This window comes from Alcanivorax sp. (assembly GCF_051117345.1).
Taxonomy (GTDB): domain Bacteria; phylum Pseudomonadota; class Gammaproteobacteria; order Pseudomonadales; family Alcanivoracaceae; genus Alcanivorax.
Genome location: NZ_JBNPEC010000046.1, coordinates 1 through 4,186 on the forward strand (window position 1 = coordinate 1; position 4,186 = coordinate 4,186).

Below are 4,186 nucleotides of genomic sequence, written 5' to 3' on the forward strand. Positions count from 1 at the left end.
GCCTACAAGGCATTGCTGGACACCGGCTACAGCAGTGAGCACATCGTCTTTGCCGGGGATTCCGCGGGCGGCAACCTGGCGGTGGGTACCAGGTTGCGATTTCGGGAACTTAAACTGCCGTTGCCCTCATCGGCGGTGCTGATCAGCCCCTGGGGTGATCTGACCTGCTCCGGTGACAGTATCCGTGACAATGCAGACAACGAGCCCCTGATTCCCCTGGGGGCGCTAAATTTTGCCTCCGCGTCATACAGTCAGGGTTACGATCCCGCCTCACCGATGATTTCACCGGTATTTGCTGACTTCACCGGCTTGCCGCCGTTGCTGGTTCAGGTGGGTAGTACCGAGCTGCTCTACAGTGATGCGATGCGTATTGCCGGGCAGGCAGAAAAAGCGGGTGTGGATTGCCAATTACAGGTCTGGGAACGTATGCCCCACGTGTTTCATGCTCTGGCGGCCTGGCTACCCGAGGCCGGCCTGGCCCTGCAGGAAATCGGGGCCTTTGTGCATGGTCATCTCAGTGATCGCGATCGAGACAGTCATGTCCGCGCACGGGCAACCGTGGTTGGCAGGCTGGATTCCGCAGGCAAAGGGTAAATTGTTATCAAAAGTAGCCCTGAGCAGAGTTCAGACACGGTTCCGTAACGCTGGCTACGCTTGATTACAGTTGGCCAACTTCCTTGCTCTACAGCAGATTGCACATCCCTTCCATAGTCGCTGATGCCAGTCTCCGTTCGGAGACCATAACGACAAAGTACGATGGAGGGGTTCATCTTGGCTAATCAACTCAAACTTCTGGTAGGCAGCAGCGCCCTGGCGGCATTGCTGACGGCCTGTGGCGGTGGAGGCAGCAGTTCAGCACCTGCCGATTCCAGCCCGGCGGCCCGCGCCCTGCCTCCGGAAATCGCAGAAATTATCGACGATCAGAACGAGCTTACCGATGCCTTGTGTCCCGGTGCGTCCGGCGATGCAGGGGAGGGCGGCTCCATTGATCCAGCAACCTGTCTGGATGAAAGCGAAGACGCTGCCGAAGAAGATACCGGCTACGAGCTGTCTTTGAATCCGGTGGTGCAGCAGTTCTGCCCGGAAGCGGCGCAGGTATTCGATGCCACGCTGACGTTCAATGGCGAAATGCTGGATCAGGATTTCATCTACGATACCGACAGTTCCTTTGATGGTTCTGCCACCTTCCCGGCAGCCTGTCTGCAGGAAGCCGCAGCGAACTTCCAGAACATCGGCGACATGATCGGTGGCTCCAACCCGCTGACCGAACAACTGTGTCCGGAAGCGGCGGCGAATAGCCCGATTGATCCCGCTGCCTGCTTTACGGAAGCCGTTGGGGGCGGTGGCGACTTGCCAGGTGGAGATGGCGGTCTGCCCGGTTCTGACCAGCTGCTTGCTCAGCTTTGCCCGGAAACCGGCGAACAGGAACTGGGCCCGGAAACGCCCATCAACTGCCTTAACGAAGCCAGCCGTGCCTATATGGACGTCTATAACCTGCTCACGGAAAGCAACAGCTTCACCGAACAGGTTTGCCCGCAGGACTCTGAAGATGGCCGCATTGATCCGCCCCAGTGTTTTGCTGAAGCCCTGATGGGTGGTGGCATTCCAGGTGGTGGTGATGGCGGTGGCGGCGACGGTGGCAGCAATCCGTTCGCACCTGCCCTTGAGCAGTTCTGCCCGGAAACCGCCATGGCGGACCTTGGCCCATCCACACCGATTGACTGCCTGGCGGAAGCCGGCGGCAATTTCCAGGATGTGCAGGACCTGCTGCTGGGCTCCAACCCGCTGACCGAGCAACTGTGCCCGGAAGCCGCGGCCAACAGCCCGATTGATCCCGCAGCCTGTTTCACTGAAGCAGCCGGTGGCTTTGCCCCGGGTGGCGGTGGTCTGCCAGGTGCAGACGGCAACCCGCTGGAGCCGGTACTGGCGCAGTTCTGCCCGGAAACCTCCGAGGCTGACCTGGGTCCGACTACTCCCATCGACTGTCTGACCGAAGCCGGTGGTAACTTCGGCGACGTGCAGGACCTGCTGCTGGGCTCCAACCCGCTGACCGAGCAACTGTGCCCGGAAGCGGCCGCTAACAGCCCGATCGATCCTGCCGCTTGCTTCGAAGAAGCCGCCGGTGGTTTTGCCCCGGGTGGCGGCGGTCTGCCAGGTGCAGACGGCAACCCGCTGGAGCCGGTACTGGCGCAGTTCTGCCCCAATACCTCTGAAGCGGATCTGGGTCCGACGACTCCCATCGACTGTCTGACCGAAGCCGGTGGTAACTTCGGCGACGTGCAGGACCTGCTGCTGGGTTCCAACCCGCTGACCGAGCAACTGTGCCCGGAAGCGGCCGCTAACAGCCCGATCGATCCTGCTGCCTGCTTTGAAGAAGCCGCCGGTGGTTTTGCCCCGGGTGGCGGCGGTCTGCCAGGTGCAGACGGCAACCCGCTGGAGCCGGTACTGGCGCAGTTCTGCCCCAATACCTCTGAAGCGGATCTGGGTCCGACCACTCCCATCGACTGTCTGACCGAAGCCGGTGGTAACTTCGGCGACGTGCAGGACCTGCTGCTGGGCTCCAACCCGTTGACCGAGCAACTGTGCCCGGAAGCGGCCGCTAACAGCCCGATCGATCCTGCTGCCTGTTTCACTGAAGCCGCCGGTGGCTTTGCCCCGGGCGGTGGTGGCCTGCCGGGTGCCGATGGCAACCCGCTGGCGCCTGCGCTGGAGCAGTTCTGCCCCAATACCGCCGATGCGGATCTGGGTCCGACCACGCCGTTCGATTGTCTGACTGAAGCGGGTAGCAATTTCGGCAACGTGGAAGAGCTGCTGTTGGGCTCCAACCCGCTGACCGAGGCGCTGTGCCCGGAAGCCGCTGCCAACGCGCCGATTGATCCTGCTGCCTGCTTCATGGAAGCGGCCGGTGGTGGTCTGCCTGGTGGCGGCGGTGGCGACAACCCGCTGGCCCCGGTGCTGGAGCAGTTCTGCCCGGAAACCGCTGCTGGTGCGATTGGTCCGACCACGCCCACTGACTGTCTGACCGAAGCCGGTGCCGGCCTTGCCGCGCTGGAAGAGCTGTTGGGCCCGCTGAGCGAGCCGAACCCGCTCACCGAGCAGGTTTGCCCGGAAACCTCTGCCACTGGCAGCGTGGATCCGACGGCCTGTTTCATTGAGTCCCTGGACAACATCGAGTTTCTGGACATTCCTTTGTCTGATGAATGCTCCCTGTTGAACGGTACCAACGATGAAGGCGACGTCTCCCTGACCCTGGGTCTGGGCTGTCTGCTGGAAGAAGCGAGCGGTGTGGATGCGGAAGACAACCCGCTGACCGATCTGTTCGACACCTTGCTGGGCGGGCTGCTGTAATAGCGCAGGCCAACCAGAAATAAAAAGCCCGGCCTTCGCGCCGGGCTTTTTTTATGTTCAAAAATACTGACGGATTTTCAAGCGTAGGGTGTACTGAGCCTACGCGGTCGGTGGAGATGGTCAGGGAACTTTTGTCAGTCGCTGATCTGCAATGAACCGTTTTATGGAAAAAACACTGTAGGAGCTAGCCTGCTGGCGATTGATACGCGACACCAGCAGATCGCCAGCAGGTTGGCTCCTACCGTTGAGAGAAATCCCAGACACAAAAAAGCCGCCATTAAGGCGGCTTCTTCGTATCAGCGAGCGATCAGTCGTTGCGCTTGGGCAGTACATCACGCAGTTTGTCGGCCATGTCACGAATGGCTTTCTCGGTGGTGTCCCAGGCGATGCAGCCATCGGTAATCGACACGCCGTATTCCAGGTCTTCCAGATTCGCCGGGAGCTTCTGATTACCGAACTTCAGATGCGATTCCACCATCAAGCCAACAATGGATTGGTTGCCTTCCAGAATCTGGTTGGAAATGTTCTCCATCACCAGCGGTTGCAGGCTCGGGTCCTTGTTGGAGTTGGAGTGGGAGCAGTCCACCATGATGTTGGTGGAGACACCGGCTTTCTCCAGCGCTTGCTCGGCCAGCGCCACAGAAACGGAATCGTAGTTCGGCTTGCCGCCGCCGCCACGCAGTACCACGTGGCCGTACTGGTTGCCCTTGGTGGTGGTCAGCGCCACGCGGCCTTCCGGGTCGATGCCCAGGAAACGGTGCGGGTGCTTCACGCTGAGCATGGCGTTCACCGCCACATCCAGGCTGCCGTCGGTACCGTTCTTGAAGCCCACCGGGCT

Annotated in this window: 3 protein-coding genes; 2 read left to right on the plus strand and 1 reads right to left on the minus strand. The window is 60.8% G+C overall.

Annotated features, from left to right (window positions below; translation table 11 throughout):
- Window positions 1-594, plus strand: a 594-nt coding sequence (locus ACFE0K_RS03145) for an alpha/beta hydrolase fold domain-containing protein (protein ID WP_434534679.1), incomplete at its 5' end; no start/stop codon positions are given.
- Between the two features lie 177 nt (window positions 595-771).
- Window positions 772-3,348, plus strand: a complete 2,577-nt coding sequence (locus ACFE0K_RS03150; RefSeq protein WP_434534680.1) for a hypothetical protein — start codon at window positions 772-774, stop codon at window positions 3,346-3,348.
- Between the two features lie 307 nt (window positions 3,349-3,655).
- Here the strand turns inward: ACFE0K_RS03150 and ACFE0K_RS03155 are convergent.
- A partial coding sequence (locus ACFE0K_RS03155) for a 3-deoxy-7-phosphoheptulonate synthase (RefSeq protein ID WP_434534681.1) occupies window positions 3,656-4,186 on the minus strand: 531 nt, incomplete at its 5' end.